This window comes from Lentzea californiensis (genome assembly GCF_024648825.1).
GTDB classification, from domain to species: Bacteria; Actinomycetota; Actinomycetes; order Mycobacteriales; family Pseudonocardiaceae; genus Lentzea; species Lentzea californiensis.
The window spans coordinates 2,059,606-2,079,110 of sequence record NZ_JANBBE010000001.1 but is presented as its reverse complement, the minus strand read 5'-3'; the positions used below and the strand labels follow the sequence as shown (position 1 = coordinate 2,079,110).

19 protein-coding genes, 1 tRNA gene and 1 other RNA gene are annotated in these 19,505 nt (G+C 68.6%); 5 read left to right on the top strand and 16 right to left on the bottom strand.

The genetic code is table 11. The features are described from left to right. Positions 1-23: 23 nt before the first annotated feature. The 6 genes from LX88_RS10720 to LX88_RS10695 are packed head-to-tail and all read right to left on the bottom strand — an operon-like array spanning position 24 to position 7,112. Positions 24-1,025, bottom strand: coding sequence for a C40 family peptidase (locus LX88_RS10720; protein ID WP_258947554.1), 1,002 nt, complete (start codon positions 1,023-1,025; stop codon positions 24-26). Positions 1,026-1,028: 3 nt separating this feature from the next. Next, complete coding sequence (locus tag LX88_RS10715; RefSeq protein WP_258947553.1) at positions 1,029-1,625, bottom strand: hypothetical protein; 597 nt, start codon at positions 1,623-1,625, stop codon at positions 1,029-1,031. A 12-nt stretch (positions 1,626-1,637) separates the two neighbouring features. Beyond that, the gene (locus LX88_RS10710; protein ID WP_258947552.1) at positions 1,638-3,521 is read right to left on the bottom strand and encodes a hypothetical protein; all 1,884 of its coding nucleotides are present in this window, start codon (positions 3,519-3,521) and stop codon (positions 1,638-1,640) included. Next, entirely contained in the window at positions 3,518-6,379 is a 2,862-nt protein-coding gene (locus LX88_RS10705) for an ATP-binding protein (protein WP_372511237.1), read from the bottom strand. Before LX88_RS10705 ends, LX88_RS10710 begins: the two co-directional genes overlap by 4 nt. Beyond that, a complete protein-coding gene (locus LX88_RS10700) occupies positions 6,354-6,830 on the bottom strand; it encodes a hypothetical protein (RefSeq protein ID WP_090011217.1) in 477 nt (158 codons plus the stop codon). Before LX88_RS10700 ends, LX88_RS10705 begins: the two co-directional genes overlap by 26 nt. Positions 6,831-6,833: 3 nt before the next feature. After that, a complete protein-coding gene (locus LX88_RS10695) occupies positions 6,834-7,112 on the bottom strand; it encodes a hypothetical protein (protein ID WP_170176263.1) in 279 nt (92 codons plus the stop codon). Positions 7,113-7,546: 434 nt separating this feature from the next. On the opposite strand from LX88_RS10695, the gene LX88_RS10690 reads away from it, so the two are divergent. Next, the gene (locus LX88_RS10690; RefSeq protein WP_245982911.1) at positions 7,547-7,810 is read left to right on the top strand and encodes a ParB family protein; all 264 of its coding nucleotides are present in this window, start codon (positions 7,547-7,549) and stop codon (positions 7,808-7,810) included. Positions 7,811-7,858: 48 nt separating this feature from the next. Here the strand turns inward: LX88_RS10690 and LX88_RS10685 are convergent, their stop codons facing one another. The 3 genes from LX88_RS10685 to rnpB all read right to left on the bottom strand — a co-directional run bounded on the left by LX88_RS10685 (position 7,859) and on the right by rnpB (position 11,131). Further along, a complete protein-coding gene (locus LX88_RS10685; protein ID WP_258947551.1) occupies positions 7,859-9,442 on the bottom strand; it encodes a DUF6345 domain-containing protein in 1,584 nt (527 codons plus the stop codon). A 155-nt stretch (positions 9,443-9,597) separates the two neighbouring features. Then, positions 9,598-10,722, bottom strand: coding sequence for a threonine synthase (locus LX88_RS10680; RefSeq protein ID WP_258947550.1), 1,125 nt, complete (start codon positions 10,720-10,722; stop codon positions 9,598-9,600). 17 nt (positions 10,723-10,739) lie between these two features. After that, positions 10,740-11,131, bottom strand: an RNA gene (rnpB, locus tag LX88_RS10675) — RNase P RNA component class A. Between the two features lie 174 nt (positions 11,132-11,305). Between rnpB and LX88_RS10670 the strand changes: the two genes are divergently transcribed. Further along, on the top strand, positions 11,306-11,827 hold the full coding sequence (locus LX88_RS10670) for an NAD(P)H-dependent oxidoreductase (protein WP_258947549.1): 522 nt from the start codon (positions 11,306-11,308) through the stop codon (positions 11,825-11,827). A gap of 39 nt (positions 11,828-11,866) precedes the next feature. Further along, positions 11,867-12,148, top strand: coding sequence for a hypothetical protein (locus LX88_RS10665; RefSeq protein ID WP_258947548.1), 282 nt, complete (start codon positions 11,867-11,869; stop codon positions 12,146-12,148). A gap of 2 nt (positions 12,149-12,150) precedes the next feature. Here the strand turns inward: LX88_RS10665 and LX88_RS10660 are convergent, their stop codons facing one another. After that, the gene (locus tag LX88_RS10660; RefSeq protein WP_258947666.1) at positions 12,151-13,239 is read right to left on the bottom strand and encodes a bifunctional RNase H/acid phosphatase; all 1,089 of its coding nucleotides are present in this window, start codon (positions 13,237-13,239) and stop codon (positions 12,151-12,153) included. A 65-nt stretch (positions 13,240-13,304) separates the two neighbouring features. On the opposite strand from LX88_RS10660, the gene LX88_RS10655 reads away from it, so the two are divergent. After that, positions 13,305-13,387: transfer RNA gene (locus tag LX88_RS10655), tRNA-Leu, on the top strand. On the opposite strand, the gene LX88_RS10650 is transcribed toward LX88_RS10655, so the two are convergent. The 6 genes from LX88_RS10650 to LX88_RS10625 all read right to left on the bottom strand — a co-directional run bounded on the left by LX88_RS10650 (position 13,369) and on the right by LX88_RS10625 (position 18,869). Further along, complete coding sequence (locus LX88_RS10650) at positions 13,369-15,132, bottom strand: recombinase family protein (RefSeq protein WP_258947547.1); 1,764 nt, start codon at positions 15,130-15,132, stop codon at positions 13,369-13,371. The genes LX88_RS10655 and LX88_RS10650 overlap by 19 nt on opposite strands. A 151-nt stretch (positions 15,133-15,283) precedes the next feature. Further along, on the bottom strand, positions 15,284-17,377 hold the full coding sequence (locus tag LX88_RS10645; protein WP_258947665.1) for an FtsK/SpoIIIE domain-containing protein: 2,094 nt from the start codon (positions 17,375-17,377) through the stop codon (positions 15,284-15,286). Beyond that, positions 17,374-18,015 (bottom strand): hypothetical protein, encoded by a 642-nt coding sequence (locus tag LX88_RS10640; RefSeq protein ID WP_258947546.1) that lies wholly within the window; start codon positions 18,013-18,015, stop codon positions 17,374-17,376. The genes LX88_RS10645 and LX88_RS10640 overlap by 4 nt, the downstream gene beginning before the upstream one ends. Then, positions 18,012-18,344, bottom strand: coding sequence for a hypothetical protein (locus LX88_RS10635; protein WP_258947545.1), 333 nt, complete (start codon positions 18,342-18,344; stop codon positions 18,012-18,014). Before LX88_RS10635 ends, LX88_RS10640 begins: the two co-directional genes overlap by 4 nt. Next, positions 18,341-18,679 (bottom strand): WhiB family transcriptional regulator, encoded by a 339-nt coding sequence (locus LX88_RS10630; RefSeq protein ID WP_258947544.1) that lies wholly within the window; start codon positions 18,677-18,679, stop codon positions 18,341-18,343. Before LX88_RS10630 ends, LX88_RS10635 begins: the two co-directional genes overlap by 4 nt. Next, complete coding sequence (locus LX88_RS10625) at positions 18,672-18,869, bottom strand: helix-turn-helix domain-containing protein (protein WP_093602853.1); 198 nt, start codon at positions 18,867-18,869, stop codon at positions 18,672-18,674. The genes LX88_RS10630 and LX88_RS10625 overlap by 8 nt, the downstream gene beginning before the upstream one ends. A 166-nt stretch (positions 18,870-19,035) precedes the next feature. Between LX88_RS10625 and LX88_RS10620 the strand changes: the two genes are divergently transcribed. Continuing rightward, the gene (locus LX88_RS10620) at positions 19,036-19,440 is read left to right on the top strand and encodes a helix-turn-helix domain-containing protein (protein ID WP_093602851.1); all 405 of its coding nucleotides are present in this window, start codon (positions 19,036-19,038) and stop codon (positions 19,438-19,440) included. Positions 19,441-19,505: the final 65 nt, after the last annotated feature.

The following is a 19,505-nucleotide window of genomic DNA, read 5'->3' as shown; positions in this document are numbered from 1 at the left end:
AACATGGAGCGCCTCCCCGCGATCTACACGCCCGGCCGGACGGCCAGCGGCATCAACTCGTAATAGTCCCAGTTGACCTTGCTGATCTTCACGACATCACCCGTCTGGGGAGCGTGGATGTACTCGTCGCCACCGAGGTACATGGCCACGTGGTGCACCGTCCTGGGGTTCGACGTGTCGGTCGCCCAGAAGATCAGGTCGCCTGCCTGGGCGTCGCGCACCGGGAGGTGGGCGCCGCCCTTCTCGTACTGGTCGTTCGCGACGCGCGGGATGCTGACACCGGCCGCGCCGAAGGCCTTCACCAGGATGCCCGAGCAGTCCCACGCGTCCGGGCCGTTGCCGCCCCACAGGTACGGCTCGCCCAGCTGTTCCTTGGTGAAGCCGATCGCGATGCCCGCCGCGTTGGACGCCAGCAGGAACTCCCCCGCGCCCGAGCCGCAGCCGGCCGGGTCGGTGATCGCGCCCAGCTCACCGAGCAGGAACGCCGCCATGGACTCCCAGTTGTGGTACCGGTCGGGGTACGCCGACCGCTCCACCGCCTGCGCCGAGTCACCGGGGCGCTTGTTCTCCCAGTCCGGCACCTTGAGCAGCACGTCGTAGAACTTGTTGATCGCGTACGTCGGGTCGGTCACCTCGGCCTGCGTGCCCCAGCCCATCGACGGACGCATCTGGAAGATGCCCAGCGAGTCGCGGTCGCCGTAGTTCAACGGGCGCAGGCCCGACTCGGTCATGCCGGCCTGGATCGCGATCTGCCACGCGAGCGGGGGCAGTTTGCGCTCCTGGCCGATGGAGATGATGCGCGCGACGATGTTGCGCTGCTCCTCGTTGAGGCGCGACGCGTCGTGACGGCCCTTGTCGCCGTTGCCCGAGTCCCACGGGCCGATGGCCGCGTTGCAGCTCATCCGCATCAGGTTCGCGCCGGCGGCGGGGTTCGTGGAATTGCTGACGACCTGCGACACGCCTGAGGTCGTGACCGCGATCACTACGATCATCGCCAGCGCCCCGATCAGCAACATCACGCGCATGGCTCAGTCCACCTTCGTGTAGCTGTTCACTCGCCACTTGCCGTCCGGTGCCTTGACCAGCGTGATCCGCACCTTGCCGAGGTCCGTGGGGACCTCGAAGTCGATCGACGACGTCGTCGACTTCACCGCCTTGACCTTGTCGGTGAGCTTGTCCGGCACGTTCCGCGGGTCGATCGTGGCCATCTGCGCGAGGAACTCGGGGGTCGTGTAGTCCTCGAGCTGCTTGAGCCACTTGTTGACGTCGTTGTTCGGCGGTGGCTTGACCCAGGTCTCCGCCCACAGCTCGGCGACCAGCTGCGCGTCGGCGGCAGGGGGCGCCGCCTTCGCCGAGTTGGACGGCGCCGGCGCCTTGGTCGGCAGCGACGTGCTGCTGCCCGGCAGCTGACCGACCTGGGTGCCCTGCGACGACGTCGAGGTCTGCCCGGCGGCGGACGGATCGGTGGGCTTGCGGTCGAGCACCTTCGGGATGATCACGCCGAGGGAGACCACGAGCACCACGAAGATGATGATCGAAGCGGCCAGGTGACGCGGGGAACGCAGCGGCCAGCCCCACAGCCTGCGGTAGACCGCGGCGCGGCCGCGGTTGGTACGGATCGGCACCTACGCCTCCCTTCAGTTGTCCCTGACTTCGAACCCGCGCGACGGCCGGTAGATCACGTGCACCGGACGCCCCGCCACCACTTCCGTCTCCGCTCTGCGCGGTTCCTGCACCGGCGCGGAGTAGGCGCCCGACCGCGACGGCACGAGCACCGCGTCGTCGACCCTGTCCCACTGCCGGTCGGTGACCGTGGGGGTGTCCACCACGCGCGACCGGGCGGCCGGCAGCGCCGCCGGACCGGATCCCGAGGGCAGCGCGCCCGCCCGCACCGACGAGGAGTCGCCACCGTTGACGATCTGGCCGGGCGCGGAGTCCCGGTCGAGCCGCTGCGCCGTCGCCATGACCGGGTTGGACGCCTCCGGGCGCACCCGGCCGCGACCGCGCTGCGGCACCGCGTCGCCGTCGGTCTCGTTCTCCCGCACGGAGTCCCAGAACTCGTCCTGCGGCGTCGGACCCGCCTGCTTCCTGCGGCCCGCGAGCTTCGACCAGACGCCGCCGCTCATCGGCAGGACGTTGCTCGCCGAGCCGACGGACATCTCGACCATCTGCCACATGCGGCGCAGCGGTTTGCCGATCACGAAGCACACGAGCGTCAGCATCAGGCCGAGCAACGTGCGGGTCAGCAGCGACAACCCCGTCGCGTTGAAGATCGCCTGCAGCAGCAACGCGTGCACACCCGCGAGGACCGCGAGGACCAGCACGTTGAAGATCGTCACGGCGGCCGCGCGGGCGACCTTGCGCAGCAGGTCGTGGTGCAGCAGCGCGACCAGGCCGATGAGCGGCCCGGCGAGCGTCAGGATCCGCAGCAGCAACTGGGCCAGCAGCACCGCGGCCTTCGCGAACAGCTGGAACAGCGAGAACGCGATGGACTGCAGCAGCGCCAGGAAACCGGCGCCGGTGCGGCTGCCGTCGGCGCCGTCGAAGTAGCCCTTGGCGGTGCCGAGCTGGGCCTCGAGGGCCTTCCACTCGGCCTTCTTGGCGTCCAGGGCTGCCTGGTCGGCGTCCTTGCCCTCGGCGATCTCGGCCGTGGTCCACGCCTGCGCCTTGAGGATGCGCGGCCCGTACTCGGCGGCCTGCGGTGCGTCCGGCGTGCCGAACGCGCCGCGCAGCCAGCTCTGGTAGACGACGGCGTCGTGCAGTTTCGTCGGTAGTACGTGGAGCGTGCCTTGTTCTTCAGGCGCCTCGATGAACCCCGCCTGGATCTCCGAGGTCTTGGAGACCAGTGTGTTGTCGAGGAGGTTGTAGAACTGCGGCAAGGCCAATGTGGACGTCGCCAGCCACATGGCCGCGAGCGCCCAGAGCCCGCGTTTGGAGATCGCGGCGAAGTCGCCGGTCCAGATCTGCCGGAACATCAGGATCGCGAGGAGCAGCGCCACCAGGCCGAACCAGCGCAGGTAGACGTTGTCGTAGACCTTCTGCACGCCGTTCTTCACGGCGTCGTCCAGCGGGACCAGCAGACCGCGGCCCATCACCGTGTAGTGCAACGCGTTCGTGGCACCGACGATGTTCTTGCCGATGCTGAAGAGCTCGTTGCCCGCCCACGTGTCGAGCGTGGCGTTGGCGTCCGGCAGGACACCGCACTTGGCCTGGTAGTTGTGCCAGACCATGCCCGCGTAGCCGTAGTCGAGGTACGGCGAGCCGGGCAGGCCGTTGCCGACGGGCGGGTCGAGCGCGCCGACCATGCCGGCGCCGGGCCGCTCCGGGTTCGGTGCCTCGCCACAGGATTGGGCGTGCGCCATCGGGGCACCCATGACCACCTGCAACGCCAGGACGGCCGCGACGAGGCCGACCGACCTGGCGCGTGCTGACGTGCGCGAGCTAGTCGACGATCCTGGGCGGAACCGCCGCCTTGCCCAGAGCAAGGCGGCGATCGCGAGCACGATCGTCAGCGCCGTCATGCGCCGCCGTCCCGGTGGCGGTTGGTGCCGTCACCGTGGGCCACGAGCTGGGCCTCTTCCTCCGTCAGTCCTAGCTCCATGTCCGCCGCCAGTTCGTCGTCGATCTCGTCGGGCACGTAGGCGGGCGGCATGGGAGCCGCGTTGGGGTCGTCCGCCGGCACGAGTTCGCCCTTGCCGTTGTCGCGCTTGGCATCGGGGGTCGTGTCGAGGGCGTTGCGCAGGTGTTCCAGATGCGGGCCGCTGAAGTCGATGCGGATCCGCTCCACACCACCGGCGCCGTCACCGAAGATGAACTGCCGCGGCGCGCGGTCGCGTTCGGTCGCGTTGCGCTCGCCACCGGGGCGGCGGCCGAGCGAGGCGATGACCTGCTCGTAGCCGGCGCCGATCGGCACCTTGAGCAGCCGCAGCGCGTCCGCCTGCGCCGAGTCGTCGTCGAGCCGGCCGACGAAGACCGAGTCGAGCAGCGTCACGAAGCCCTGGATCTTCAGGAAGTCGGCGGGGATCTGCGACGACAACAGCACGCGGACGTTCCACTTCCGCGAGTCACGCGCGAAGCGGTTCATCAGCACGCGGCCGGTCGGGACCTCGGAGAGGAAGAACGCCTCGTCGATCCAGACGCCCTTGCGCTGGTCCTTCGGCTTCTCGTAGATCGAGCGCTGGGTGAGCCAGGCGGCGAGGTTCAGCATCTCGACGCCGAGCGACTCCGCGTCCGTCCAGTGCTCGCGGCCGACGCCGTCCTTGGGCAGGTTGAGGCCCGCCATGGTGAGCACGGTGAGGCGGTCGTCGCGCACCTCGTTGTACGGGTCGAGGTTCTCCTCGGGGATCAGCAACGACATGCGCTCGCGCATCTCGTCGAGGAAGTCCGCGACGACGACGGCGTGCTCGTGGTGCTCGGACGCGTCCCGGCGCAGCGCCTCGAAGACGAGACCGGGATGGGCGTCGAAGCGGCCACCGACCGTGCGGACGGCACGCAGCAGCACGATGCGCGTCTGGGGCAGGCGCGCGACCTCGTACGGCAGCAGGCCGGTGAGCACGTCCAGCACGAGGCGGCGGCGGGTGGCGGCCGCGAGGGCCTTCTCCCGGCGCCAGGCCCGTTCCGGGTCGTCCTCGTCGAGGAAGTGGTCCAGCAGCGGCTCGGCGACCACCCGGTACGGGTTGAGGATGCCGGGCTGGGCGTTGAGCAGGTTGATCGGACGCGCGTAAGGCCGCAGTTCCGGCAGTTCGCACAGCGCGGACAGCGGGCCGGACGGGTCGAGCAGCGTCCAGTGCGCGCCGGCCCGCAGGGTCTTGTAGACCATGCCGCCGCCGAGGAACGACTTACCGGCACCCAGGCCCGCGACCATCGCCGTCAGGCCCGAGGCGTCGCGGAGCTCCTGCGCCATCCACGGGTCCCACGCGACCGGGCGGCGGGTGGCCGTCACGGTCTCGCCGAGCAGGATGCCGCGGCGGTCACCGACCTCGGCCGTGGCCGTGGGGACGGCGGACGCGGCCCACAGCACGCTGCCGCGCCGCAGGTACGCGCCGCTGGACAGCGGCTCGCCCGGGATGAACTCGCGCGCGATCGCGTACTGGGCCTCGGGGTGCTCGATCGCGACCTTCGGCTTGTACAGCTCCAGCAGCGACTGGGCCAGGCGCAGGGCCTCGCGCTCGGTCGGGCCGGAGACGGCGAGGCGCCACCACGAGCGCACGCGGGTGCCCAGCGCGGTGAAGCCCGACGTCATCTCGTCGTCGATCTCCAGCACGCGGCCGGCCTGGCGGGCCAGCGACTGCGGCGGTTCCAGCTCGTGCTCGTCGGTGTAGTGGCGGACCTGCGAGCGGACCTTGCTCATCTGCCGCGACAGCTCGCCCGAGACCTCTTCGGGCTTGCGCACGTAGATGCGGGCGGACCACTCGACAGAGGCCGGCAGCCTGTCCGCGCGCTGCACCCACGGGTCGTCGACCTCGGGGATCTGCAGGCCGTGCATGAGACCGACCGTCAGCACCGCGACGTGCCGCTTGATGCCCGCGTTCGAGCCGGTGCGGCCCCGCACGGTCACCGTCGGCGAGTAGGGCTCCTGGTGGAAGTCCGCGGCGTCGGTGAACGACGCCAGGTCCTCCGGTTCCCACGCGGCACCGGGCACGGCGGGCAGGTTGCGCGGCGCGGGCAGGCCCAGCGAGCACGACCTGTGCATCAGCCAGGACATCTCCTCGGCCGTCGCGGGACGGCCTTCGAGGCCGGCGGACCCGATGACCTGGTCGAGGTGCTCGACCTCGGAGTCCAGCGCCACCAGTTCGGCGTCCACGGCGTCCGGGAAGACCTTGCGCAGCACGGGGGCCGCGCGTTCGACGGCGCGGTCCATCATGTTGCGGGTCTGCACCTGAACGCCCAGGTAGACCTCTTTCTCCGCCATCGAGCGGCCCATGAGCTGCTGCTGCTCGCCGACCATGTAGTCGTCGAACGACAGCGTGCCGGGGGTGTCCGGCAGGCGCTTGACGGCGTTGTGCACGTGCGCCTCGGCCCACATGCGGATCGGGTACGGCCGCGTGGTCACCCGCAGGTGCATCCAGCGGCCCTGCAGCTCGGCGTACTGCCCGGCGATGGCGGCGATCAGGTCCTGGCGCTGCGAGTCGCTGCGGAACGACCAGCGCTGCGGCGCGAGCCGGTACCAGGCGTAGACCTCCTGGCCGGTGCGCAGCAGGTGACCGTCGATGCTCCTGGCGGAGATCGACGGCGTGTAGCTCGGCACGGCCTGCTCGCCGGGCAGGCGGCGGCCACGCTTCGAATAGGTGGCCCGGTCGCGGTCGCGGGGGTCGGCCGCGGCGTGCTGGGCGATGTGCTGGGCGGAGCGACGGTCACGGTCTCGCCGGCGTCCGAACACCGCGAACCTCCTTCTTACGGCTGTCTGGCGTCCGGCGGGGCTGGGCCTGCTGTCTCGCCCGTCGTTGTTGTTTCTTGGTCAACTTGGGACGAGGCCGCTGCGGACTGACCCGGATCCGGGCGGCGCTGGCCGCCCCGCCGGTGCTGGCCGTGCGCTCTCGAGGTGCGGTGAGCTCGCGGACCCACATCGACATGACGGCCGTGAGGGGCCGTTCATGGCTGATCCGCTGGGTGATGAAACGAGTGAGGATGATCGTCGCGACGAGGGCCCACGCGGTCGAGAAGAACCCGAACCCGATGCCCATCTGCCGTTCGATCGTGAGTACGACGAGGAAAACGACGATCCCGACACCCCACGCGACGTATCGCGCGCGCCAGGGGAACGTCGCCTTGGGCGGACCGAGCCAGACGGCGTCGACCCGGTAGACCTCGTCGTCGGTGCGGACCCGCACGGATCAGCCTCCGACGAACAAGCCGGCGAGCCACTTGCCGATGTTCGCGCCGGCGTCTGTGGTGACGGCGAGGCCGATGATGGCCAGCGCGACGATCACGCCGCCCAGACGGCGCATGACTCCCGCGTTGTCGCCCTTGCCACCTCCCAGCCAGAGCAGGAGGAGCGCGACCGTCAGCAGCAGCAGGGGAACGATGTTGTTCAGGATCCAGTCACGGACATTGCTTGTGCCCGGCACCGTCGGCTGCTGCTGAGCAAGTGTCACCAGGTCCATGGCGGTCATTCGGTACTCCAGAGGGCGCGGGGGCTAGCGCTACGAGTAGAACACGAGTTCGTCACGACGTGTGGGGCTGTTGCTGCGGGGTGTAGATCATCTGGCCGTTCCGCCTGGGGGGAATTACGTCTAATCTGGCCGACACATCATCACTGAGGAGCCGTCAGTGGGGAACACCAGGATCAAGATTCTCTCCGTCGCTGGCAAGGTTCACCCGACTGCGAACGCCCTGGTCACCCACAGTGCGTGCGCTTCAAACACGCGCATGCGCACACTCGTGCGACTGCCCTGAACGGCCGGTTCGCGACCCCTCTGATCGGCTCTGCCGGCACCGCGGGCGCGTTCCGGAGCGACGACTCCGAGGAGATTCGCTCATGCTCGAACCTGACCTCGTGCCGGACGGAAGTGTGGACGGAATCACAGCCTCCCCTAGTGCTCCAGGCGTGGACGAGCCTACCGGGCAGAGCACGCAATCCCGGCGCCGGGTCCAGCGGACGATCAACTTCGACAGGTCCGTGCTGGAGCGCGCTCGTGCGGCGGCCACCTACCTCGCCTCGTACGAGCCCCAGGCCGGGGTGCGGTCGCTCGCCGACATCGTGAATCCCGCGGTGCTGGCCTACGTGACCGAGTTGGAGGACCTCTACAACAACGGGGAACCGTTCCGGCCCGTGCTGCGGATGCCGTCGGGGCGGCCGGCGAACAGGTGAAGCCCGGCGGCCGAGGGCCGCCGGGCTTCTTCGGGGGGACGCCGGTCGCTAGGAGGCGCCGGAGATCCTCCAGAACACGCCGCTCGAGGCGTAGTCAGGGCCCACCGAGCCCTTGCCCCAGAAGTAGTCGTTGTAGTTGCCGAGCGCACCCGTCGAGGTGACGGGCCCCATGGTCGCCCAGCGGACGGACGCCGGCTGGGTGTCGATGCTGGCCTGCGCCCACGCGTCGCGGACCTTCATCGGGTTGTTCCACCACAGGAACGGCGAGCGCCACATGTAGTGACCGAACTTGCCGCCGTGGTTGGCGGAGTTGTAGCTGACGGTCGTGAAGCTGTTGATCTGGTGAAGGCCGCGGAAGGCCTGGCCCCAGCGCTGCGCCCAGGTCTGGCCGCCGGTGCTGTCTTCCAGGACCTGGCAGGTGAACAGGCTCATCCACTCGACGTCGTTCTGGCCCCAGCGCGCGTCGGTGTTCGCGAGCTTGCCGTCGGTGTGGCTGGAGCAGCCGGTGAAGTAGAAGCCGGTGCCGGAGCCGTGGCCCTGCCAGTAGGTGAGGTCGACGTCGTCGGCCCAGTTGGTGTCGTCACCGCCGGCGAACGCCGGGTCCTTGAAGTCGCTCTCCCACGCGTTGCCGTCGAGCCAGCTGAAGTCGCGGGTGATGCCGTGGTTGCTCGCCTCGGTGTTGAACGTGCCGATGTTGGCGGCGGTGTTGGGCAGGCCGGAGCAGTTGCCGGTGCCCTCGCTGCCGACCTGGGTGCCGACGCCCTGGCTCTTGAACTGCTGCCCGGGCCGCGGCTCCTGGCCCGGTCCCGGCTGCGGCAGCTCGGCGCCGACCGCGGCGGGCAGGGTGATGGCCTGCGGCGCGCCACCGTCGTCGTTGCGGCCGGCGCAGCGGAACGAGGGCTCGATCTTGTCGACCTTCTCCTCCAGCGGCGGGGCCACGTAGACGTAGCTCACCTCGGGCTTGACCGAGGCGCCCAGGTACTTCTGGCACAGCTCGGCGCCGTGCGCGAGGTCGTTCACCTCGACCGTGCCCGCCTTGTCGTAGGTGCGGGCCGCGTGGCTGACCGCCGTCACGCCCTGCGCGTCGAACGAGACGCGGATGTTCGCGCCCTCGCCCTCCAGCGGAAGGCCGCCGAGCTGGAACGTGTACGAGACGCTCGTGTCGAGGTTCGCCGTGAGTGCGTTGCGCCCGTTGACATCGGAGAGCTCGAACGTCGTGTGCTGGGCGCTGGGGGTCGCGTTCTCCGGCAGCACACCCGCTGACCTCAGGGCTTCCTGCGCACGCTTGGCGGCCTCGTCGGCGGGGATGGTCCTGATGCGCTTGATCGCCTCGGTGTCGAGCGCGGTCTGCGTGGTGGCGTTGCCGTCCTCGTCCGGCCTTCCCTGTCCTTTGTCGACGGTCGGCATGTACTGGTAGCGCTGCTCGTCCGCGAAGGACACCGCGCCGGCCTCGGATCTCTGGACGTCCTTGAGGCCGAACGCGCGTTGCAACCTCTGCGCCTGTTCCTGGTCGAGACCGGAGCTCTTCACCCCGTAGACGGGCAGCTCCGTGGCGTCCGCGGTCGCGACGCCGACCGCTCCCGCGGTGACGAGACTGGACAGGGCCAGCACCACCGTCAGCTTGCGTTGCATGTGTCTTCCCTCCCTCGGGGACGGCCGGCTGCAGGGGCCGGCCGTCTGACAGGAGGATCTGGGCTTGTTCGTGGTGATACCGGCAGTGGCCAGTTGCGGCGGGCGCACCACTCGAACGGCCGAAATTGTGTAACACCCTTGGGACGGTGGAGGATCTAGAGGCGGACAGCCGGGTACTTGATGCCCGCGCCGGTGTTCAGCACGACCACTTCGTCGTCCGCCCCGAGCCAGCCGTCCTCGCGCAGTACGCGGACGGCGCTGATCGTCGCGGCACCTTCCGGGCAGAGGAAAACGCCTTCGAGACGGGCGGTTTCGGCGCGGTCGGCGGCGATCTGCTCGTCGGTCACCGCCACCGCCGTACCATCGGTCTCCCTGATGGCCTGGAGGATGATGAAGTCTCCCAAGGGTTTCGGCACGTTGATGCCGAACGCGTCGGTGTAGGCGCCGTCCCAGAAGGTCGACTCGGCCTTGCCCTCGTCGAACGCCCTGACGATCGGCGCGCACCCGGTGGACTGCACGGCGACCAGGCGCGGCAGCTTTCCGTTGATCCACCCGAGCTCGCGCATCTCGTGCAGCGCCTTGTGAATCCCGATCAGGCCGACCCCGCCGCCCGTCGGGTAGACGATCACGTCGGGGACGCGCCAGCCGAGCTGCTCGACGATCTCGTAGCCCATCGTCTTCTTGCCTTCGATGCGATACGGCTCGCGCAGGGTCGACGCGTCGAAGAGGCCGACGTCCGCGATGGCCTTGCCGGCGTCGGCGATGGTGCCCGGCACGATCCGCAGCTCCGCGCCGCTCGCCTCGACCTCCTCGCGGGTGATCAGCGGGGCGTCCTCGGGCATCGCGATGACGCTGCGGATGCCGGCGCGGGCCGCGTACAGGGCCCAGGCCGCGCCCGCGTTGCCGTTGGTCGGCATCTTGATGCCCTCGATGCCGAGCTCCTTGGCCCTCGCCACGCCGACGGCCGCGCCACGGGCCTTGAACGAACCGGTCGGGACGAGCGACTCGTCCTTCATGAGCACGGTCGCGTCCAGCGCCCGGCTCAGCGCGGGCAACGGCACGAGCGGCGTCATGCCCTCGCCGAGACTGAACGCCGGGTCGGGGTCGCGGACCGGGAGGACGTCGCGGTAGCGCCACAGCGAGTTCTCGGCCGTCGGGCGGCGCACGCGCGTGAGGTCGTAGCGGGCCAGCAACGGCGAGGCGCACCCGTGGCAGAGGTTCTGGACGGCGTTGGCGTCGTGTTCGCGGCCGCAACGGGCGCATTCCAGATGCGAGAGCATGGCTTCATGCATACAGGCGGATGAGCCGGCATGTAAGCCGGATCCTGTTCATGGGACCGAGGTCCCAGTCGGCGGCCATCCATCTGGGCCTGCCGTTGCCGACAGGCTCTAGCGGCCTACCCGCGAGCATCGGGCGGGCAGCCCTCGAACGCTCGCGCAGCACCATCACTTGCGATCCGGTGCCCTCTTGGCCTTGCTCCGGGTGGGGTTTACCTAGCCGCCCCAGTCACCTGGGGCGCTGGTGGTCTCTTACACCACCGTTTCACCCTTACCGCGGCTTTCGCCGAGGCGGTCTGTTCTCTGTGGCACTGTCCCGAGGGTCGCCCCTGGTTGCCGTTAACAACCACCCTGCCCTGTGGAGTCCGGACTTTCCTCGACAGTCACCTGCCGCGGCCGCCCTGCCGACTCATCCGCCTCCCGAGGATATCCCAGCGGCTGGAACCGGTTGTCCACCGGTGCGGACGTTGGTTGACTTCAGCCATGACACGACGTCGCCACGTCGACTACGGCCGCGTGGCAGCAAGCCTGTGTTGCCACCTCTGAGTGCGTTCTTCGTAGCCGCGAACTCAGGGAGTGCCTTGCCATGTCCGATCTGCTGATCATCTCCGGTGCGCCGTCCCACTCCGCGCCCACCGGTGTCGTCGTGTCGTTCGTGGAGGAGCAGCTGCGAGCCGCCGGGCACCGCGTGTCGCTGCTCGACGTGCGGTCGCTGCCCACGTTGTCGCTGCTCACCGAGGACCTGCGGGACCCGCAGATCGCCGCGGCCGTGAGCGGGCTCCTGGCCGCGGACGGCCTCGTCGTCGCCTCGCCGGTGTACCGCGCGGCGTACAGCGGCCTCGTGAAGGCGTTGCTAGACCTGCTGCCGAAGAAGGCTTTGCGCGGGCGTGCGGTGCTGCCGCTGGCGACGGGCGGCAACCAGGGTTTCCTGGTCGCGATGGACTACGCGCTGCACCCGTTGCTCGCGGCCAAGGGCGCGGACCAGGTGGTGCGCGGCGAGTTCGTGCTGGACCGGAACGTCGGAACGCCCGCCGCGGCGGCGGCCCTGGAAGCGGCGGCCGACCGGTTCACCGCGGCGCTGACGCCCCGGCTGCGCAAGGTCAGCTGACACTTGCTCCTCCCTGGGACACTGCTCCGGGGAGGACCGATGAGACCGCTCCACATCGCCTTGGCCGTGGCGGCCGCAGCGCTGGCCGCGGGCGCGGTCCTGCTGTTCAGCAGCCAGGAGAAGACGGCCTCGACCCAGGTGAGGTCGACCACGGTGCCGTCCGGCTCACCCGGCGCGGGCTGGACCGAGGAGGAGATGCGCAACGCCCGCGGCCAGGACATGACAGCCGGCCCGAGCGTCGAGGTCCTGGTGATCGGCGGCACCGGTCTGGCCGCACTGACGATCCTGCTGGTGGCGCGCCGCCGTTCCTCGTCGCGCTGACCTCAGCCGAGGTGCGAGGTGTCGTTGATGAGCTTCACCGACGCGTGCCCGTCCGGGTAGAACTCGGCGATCGAGACGCCGGTGAGGTCGAGGTGCATCCGGAACAGGAACTGCGGCCCGACGTCCAGCGCCTGCCGAAGCAGCGTCTTGATCGGCGTGACGTGACTGACCAGCACCAACGTCTTGCCGCCGTACCGCGCGATGATGTCCGTGCGCGCCTTGCGAACCCGCGCGTGCACCTCGTCGAAGCTCTCGCCGTCCGGCGGCTTCACGGCCGTGTCGCCCAGCCACCTGCGGTGCACCTCGGGGTCCTGCTTGCTCGCCTCGGCGAACGTCAGCCCTTCCCACGCGCCGAAGTCGGTCTCGATCAGCCCCTGGTGGGTGACGACCTCGAGCCCGATCCTGTCCGCGAGCTTCTGCGCGGTCTGCTGCGCCCGCTGCAGCGGCGACGAGATGACGCCCGCGATGCCGTCCACCTTGGACAGCCGCGCCGCGGCCTTCTCCGCCTGCTCCAGCCCGAGCTCCGTCAGCGGGTGATCACCCCGCCCCGAGTAGCGCCGGTCGACCGACAGCTTCGTCTGCCCGTGCCGCAGCAGGATCAGCCGCGTGGGCTCCCCCGCCGCACCACTCCAGTGCGGCTGCTTGGCACCTTCGGCCTCCTGGGACCCTCGGGGCTCTTCGGGCTTCTGGGGTTTGGCCTCGTCGTCCATGGCCTCGTTCGCGAGCCTGTCCGCCTGCCGGTTGCGCTCACGGGGGATCCACTCGTACGCGATCTTCTGGAAGTCGCGCGCGACCTCCTGCGCCTCCCGCGCGAGGGGCTGCATCGAGGGGTGCTTGATCTTCCAGCGCCCGGACATCTGCTCGACGACGAGCTTGGAGTCCATCCGCACGTCGACGGTCTCGGCGCCGAGCTCCCTGGCCGCCCTGAGCCCCGCGATCAGCCCCTGGTACTCGGCCACGTTGTTGGTGGCGACGCCGATGAACCCCTTGCGCTCGGCCAGCGTCTCGCCGCTGAGCTTGTCGCGCACGACGGCGCCGTACCCGGCTGGACCGGGGTTGCCCCGCGAGCCGCCGTCAGCCTCGACGATCACCTTCACGGGCCGATCGTAGCCCCGCGTGCAGGTGCCTCCGGACGGCCTGTATTCTGTTCACATCAGTCTGGGTGGCGGAATGGCAGACGCGCTAGCTTGAGGTGCTAGTGCCCGAAAGGGCGTGGGGGTTCAAGTCCCCCCTCGGACACGGACGTTAAACACACGCGGAGAGGTCGTCGCATAGACGGCCTCTTCTGCTATGTCGTACCTGAGTTCGATGCCGAGGTCTTCATAGAGCTTGGCGAGCCTTTCCGGCTTCCCTTCCGTGATGATCGTCGTCACGTCGTCGAGCCCGTCGAGCCTCGCTTGGACTTCAGCGGCCGTGAGTGTTGAGGGCGCGGGCAGGCCTTTCAGTTCGGCGCTCGCCGCCGCGCGCTGTTCCTCCGCCTCGTTGATCGCCTCCACCAGCGCAACCGGATCGACCCCTGCCGCAATCGCCGCCTGAAACCGCCGCAATTTGGCCTCGGCGACTTCAAGCCGCTTCTTCGCTGCATCACGCGTCGTCGACTTCTCCGCCGAGCCACCCTGCGACTCGACGAGGTGAGCCACCGTCCGATCGATGCTCTTGCGGTCGAAGATCTGGCACAACCACTTGTTCAGCGGCTCCAACACCACGTTCTCGGCAAGATTCACCGTCCTGGGATGGCTGTTCAACGCCGCTGACCCCGGAGCCAACGAGCGCGCCAGACACCGGTAGTAGGTGTGCTCTTTCCGGATGATCGCCCCTTGCATCTTCCGCGTGCAGATTCCGCACCGCATCCGGCCTTTCAGGATGTACGGCCGTGCTCCGCTGGTGCGAGTGCGTTCGAGCTTCGCCCTTCCTCTCATTCCACCGGCTGCACGCGACTTGCGCAGTAGCTGGGCCTGTGTGAAGTCCTCGACCGACACGAGCGCCGGGTGAGCAGGTCGGCGAGAGCGAACGACGCGGTCCGGGCTCGACCGTCGGAACTTGACGACGTGACCGGCCGCCACGTCGTCCGGGTCGAGCAGCGTCTCGAACTTCCGCCACCGCCCAAAGAACGCGTAGCCCGTGTAGCGGGGGTTCTCCAGAATCGCCCGGACCGTGCTGCCCTGCCAGCCGTCGCCCTGTCGGTGCCGGTTCTGATCCGGCCGCAGGGCCGACGGGCACGGCACGCCGTCTCGGTTGAGCCGGGTCGCAATGGCCCTGTCCCCGAGGTCGCCGCCGAGATAGTCGGCGAAGATCCGGTGCACCGTCTCTGCCGACGAGTCGTCAACGGCGAGCACTCGCAGCCTGTAGCCCTCGGCCGACTTTCGAGGGTTCGGGTGAGGGCCACCGTCCACCACGACGTAGCCGTACGGTGCTCGGCCGCCCTGGTGCCGTCCCTCGTTGACGACCTGGGCATCCATAGCGGCACGGACGCGCGCCTGCACGTGCTGTCGCTCCGACTCGCTCATGCCGCCGAGCACGCTCATCAGCATCTTGTGCGATGGGTTGCGGGCGTCGAACTTGCCGCCGAGTTCGGGAACCCAGAGGTCGACTCCGTAGGCCTCGAACCGGGGTGCGATCAACGAGAACTGGTTGCCGAACCAACACCGCGTGCCTTCGCCGACCACAACGCCGGTCCAGCCCCGGTTGGGGTCTTTCAACGCTTCCAGCAACCGTGCCGCTTCGGGCCGCCGTTCCCAGGGCACGGACCGTGACTGACCAACATCGAAGAACTCCTCGACGACGACTCCGCCGAGCGGCTCGACGAACTTCTGGGCGTTGCCGAACTGCCAGCCGCGAGACGTCTCCGGGTCTTGGTTGTCCTCAGTCGAGCATCGGCCGCTGAACGCCAGTGGCCCGATTCCCTCGTCGATGACGCTCGCCACCTCGACGCCCCACAGGCCGTCGAGCGTCGCCCATGGGTCTGTGCTGATTTCAGCAGTCATCACACCTCCCCTCTCCGAGGTACGTCGAGTACCTCGATCTCGGTTTTTTCGATCAGCATCGCTAGCAGTATGCGGCTTACCTGCTTGGTTAGGACAGGTGGATCTACCGGCACGTGCACCGTGACCCGCTTCGCTTGCTGGTCATCGGCGGTCATGACGAGCCACCGGAAGAACTGATTTCAATGATCGCTGCTCGGACGTCGGCCGTCAGGTAGCCGCGTACTCGCCGGGTGTTGTCACCGTCCTGGACGTACTGGCGCGTCGGCCGACACTCGAACTCGGCCATGTCCGCACCGAACGCCGTCGCCTCGACTTCCAGCGCTTCGATGAGTTCGGCTGTGGGCACGAAGTCCCGCTCGTTCAGGTCGTCGCCGAGGTAGCCGACGAGTGATGCCAGCGGTTCGGGTAGCTCGACCTCAGCCAGGTTCGCCACGGTGCCGGTTCCGATGGCCTTGACAGCCGCCGAGCGGTCGAGCATCGGCGGAACGTCTTGCCCTGCCGCGTGTCCGCCCAGCGTCCCCTCTGCCTCACGCAGGGCACGCCCGCGCTGGCAGATCTCGCGCCAGTCCTCGTTGGGCATGTAGTAGGTCCGTACGGTCAGCGCGAGTACGTCGGCACCGGCTTGGGTCTCACCGTCCGGCCGCAGGATGCCTACGCCGCGATGGGACGGAAGTAGGCGACTGCTGTCGTATCCACGTGTGTTCATCTGCTCGCCGAGGATGATGTTGCTGTCGCGGAAGTCCATGACGCGCAAGGCGAAGCGGGAGCCGAGCACAGCGCGCAGCTTGGTCGGGATGGTCTTGCTGTCCGGCCGCTGCGTAGCCAGCACGAGGATGACGCCGGCGGCAGGAGCTTTCTTGGCCAGCCACGCCAGCAGCTCTCCGATGTACTCCCCTGCTGTGAGCTTCTTCCCTTGCACCTCAACGGGAGTGCGGTCCTCCAGTGCGATGTGGACCTCGTCGACGATCAGTGCCGTGATCGGCATTGCCAGCGACTGGTCACGGGACATGTCCGGTGTCACCTTCGACTCGGGACAGGTCACGTCGTCGAGATCCTGCATCCTCCGGTAGCGGTTCTGGACATCCGCGACCAGTTCGACGAGCCAGTCGAGGAACGCGAGTACGTGTTCGGCGTCGTCGCCCGCCATGAACCGATGGGCGACGTTCTCGGCGGCTTTCCAGTCCTTGCCGTTCTTGAAGTCGGCGACATAGAGCCGGACGTGCGGGTCCAAGATCAAGCCCGCGGCTGCCAATCGTTCGGCCATTGTCTTGCCCTGCCTGGGAAGCGCACCGATCAGGAGCGACGTCCACACCAGCGGCAGCGTGATCCGTCTGCCCCGTGCGTCGGTGCCGAACGGCACCGACCGCCATGCGTCCCAACGTTCGGCCGCCAGCAACGGCGTGCGGATCGGCGGCTTGGCGTACGGGTCCTCATCGGCAACCCACATCGCGACGCGTCCGGCGTGTCCACCGTTGCCTCGCACTCGCTCGACACTGAGTTGGATCTCGTCCACCGCCAGAGCCGACGCCAGGTCTTCCCTGTGCTTCACGACGTCGGCCGCCTTGCGGGTGGCGGGTAGGTCGACAGTGACCGCCCATCCCCCGCCCTGGTGCTTCGCTCGCTCGACGAGCCGCAGGCTCTCGTCCTTGCCGATCAGCTTCGCGTCGCGGAACGCGTCCACCAGGATCTGTGGGTCCATCGTCCACGCGAGCGAACGTGGCCCGGCGAGAGCGGCCTTCCGTCCGGGATTCCCGTCCTTCTGTCTACCGAGGATCGCCAACGCCGCCGAGCCGACGACGCCGGCAATCCACAACACTCGGTGCCCGTAGACGAGATCGAGGATCGCAAGGGAGACAACGAAAGCGACAGCTACAGCGCCGGTCACCTTCCATCGGAACAGCGTCAGTCCACGGATCTCAGCGAACTTGTCCGCGAGCTTCTCCGACTGCTCGGCCGCCTCGCGGTAGTCGCGCACTCGCACCCATCGCCGCCAGCCACGCACCGCGACCACCAGGCCGCGACACACAGCCCGGACGAGGCGGAACGGCGACCGAACCAACCACTCAAGCCTGTCTTTCGCGGCGTAGGCGAGTGCCTGCCGCGACTTCAACGCCGCCGGAACGAACCGCGATCGCAGCCACCAGCCGGCGAGCCGGTGGCTAGGTGGCGGCTGGATCGCGTCCTGCTGGTCATCGACGAGTTCACCCTCAAACACCGGTCCCGCCGGAACCACTTCGCCGTTCATGGCTTCACCTCGGCGTTCAGTGCCGCAGCCAACCGTGAGGACAGGCCGCGCGAGCACGCCGTCACCTCGCGCACCCACGCGGGCGTGACCGCCACGTCCGGCGTTCGTGCCGCTCTAGCAACCGCGAGGTAGTCGTCAAACGACGTCCTCGGATTCGCGCGCTTCGGCGCCTCTCGCCGAGGACTCGGTGAAGCCTGCGGTTCCGCCTGCACCGCTGTGTACGCGGCGACCGCCGAGCCGAGCTTGTCCCGAAGGTCGGTCACCGCCTCGGCGGCGACGAACACGACGAGTGGCGGAACCGAGTGCAGCACCACCAGCGCGGCCGATCCGGCGGCGTACGCGCTCCAGGTGTTCATGACGTACGTCGCGCCGAGCGTGAACCATTTCGCCGCTCGCACCCAGCCACCCATGCGGACGCCATGCCGTGCCGTGACCTGCTCGGCTCGGAGGATCGCCAGCAGCACCAGCGACACCATCGGGTCGAGCAGCCACGCGGCGGACCAGGCGAGCGACCACACCGGAGAACCGGCCGCCGCGAACTGCTGAACGTTGGTCATCGTGAATGCCAGCCCGAGCAGAATGCCGGTCCAGCACAATCGATCGACCTGTACCGCTACGCGCTCGATCGGTTCACTCATCGCCGTTCACCGCCTCGGCGACGAGGCTCGTACGTCGTCACGGTCAGGGCCTTGGTCAGGGTGTACGACGCGAACAGCGCGGGCACGGCCAGCACCGCGACGAGCAGCCAGCCGCTACCACGTTGGGTGATCACGATCCACTGCGCCACGACGATCAGCGCGGCGTTGAACAGCACGCGCCCGGCAAGCGAGGCGAACCGTGCACCTGTGCGTGCCGCGCTCGCCGCAGCCTTCGCGCGACGGGACGCCGTACGCCACACGAGCACCAGGACCAGCAGCGCGCCTACAGCGGCCATGATCTGAGTCGGAGTGAGGGTGAGAGCGTTCATGAACGCGGCCCCCTCTCGAAGCGGTCACCGCGTCGGAGCCAGTGCGGGTACAGCTCCCGCCGGTCGTCATCGGTGAGCGCACCCCATACACCGGTGGTGTTCTCACCAGCCGTGCGCAGCTCCAGTTCCAGGCACTCGTCTTGAACGGGGCACCCGGCACAGGTGCGCGCGGCGAGTTCGTGATCGGTCAGTTCTTCGCCAGCGTCGGGTGGCTCGTTCGTGAACGCCCACATGCACAGGCCGTCACGCTCGACGACCTCGGCGAGTTGGTCGGTCGGCACCCAGCGCAGGCGGTCCAGCGACCACGCGATGCCGATCAGTCGGTCGTCAGTCACGGAGCACCCCCGGACCGGCGTTGGCGAGCAGCGGCAGGAGCGCGCTCACAGGGATGACGGTCTGGCCGCGCCGACGTTCGGCGTGCAGCTTGCCGAGTCGGATGGCGCGGCAGACCTCGGACCGGTCGACGCCGAGGAGCCACGCGGTCTCGCGGATGGTGTGAGCGGAGGAAGACAGAGAAGTACGCATGAGGAATAGCCTTTCTGCGAGAAATGATGATTTCAGTTTCGTTTGTGCTGATATCAGCACTCTTGAAGACATGTGAAGTCGCAAACGGCGCGTGAAACGCCGTGTCACGGCGCAGCGCTCGAAACAGTGACTAATCTCAGCGCCGAGGCGGAGCGCGGAGGAATACGTGTCGGAGGATTGGGCGGCAGTCGCCAAGGCGATCAACCAGCGGGTGGACGAGCTGGGATTGCGACAGAAGGAACTCGCCGAGCGGTCGCACGTATCGCTCGCGATCGTCCGCGAGATTCAGCACAATCTCGTGGAGCGCCGGCGAAGCCCTCGAACCCTGGAATCCCTGTCCACAGCGCTGGGTTGGCACCCGCTGCACCTGGACGCCGTGCTGCGGGGGCGCACGCCTCCCGAGGTCGGCGACCCCGTGGTGGACCTTGCCGACACCCTGTGGACTCGAATGGACCGGGTCGAAGAGCGACTCGAAGACATCACCGATCGGCTTGACGCTCTCAAATCGGATATCGCATCGGTAATGGGCCAGGTCGCGGAAGTGGCGAAGCATGTCCGCGGTCGTCGTTAGCGCTGTGTTCCTGCTGGTGGAGCGGCTGTTTCCATGGCACTAATTTCACTGCGGAATCGCTCCGA